Source organism: Pseudomonas sp. SMV7 (assembly GCF_052041995.1).
Taxonomy (GTDB): Bacteria; Pseudomonadota; Gammaproteobacteria; order Pseudomonadales; family Pseudomonadaceae; genus Aquipseudomonas.
Window position 1 is genome coordinate 1 of record NZ_JBKGGT010000079.1, and the last position, 220, is coordinate 220.

Genomic DNA, 220 nt, shown 5'->3' on the forward strand with positions numbered 1-220 from the left:
AAGGCGGCGTAATCACTTACACCGTGACCCTGACCAACAAAGACGGCTTGCCGATCGACAAGCACAGCGCACTGACCTTCACGCTGAACGATGGCACCACCATTACCGTGCCGGCGAACAGCACTACCGGCAGCATAAATGTCACTGCGCCAGACAATGTCTACACCGGTGCCAACGATCCGGTTGTGAAGTCCATCGCTACCGTTGATGGGGTTGATGC

1 protein-coding gene is annotated in these 220 nt (G+C 56.4%); it reads left to right on the plus strand.

All coding sequences use genetic code 11. The features are described 5' to 3' along the window. Positions 1 to 23: 23 nt before the first annotated feature. Positions 24 to 220 (plus strand): immunoglobulin-like domain-containing protein (locus ACLEJP_RS25625; protein ID WP_440810938.1); only part of this gene is annotated, 197 nt, incomplete at its 3' end.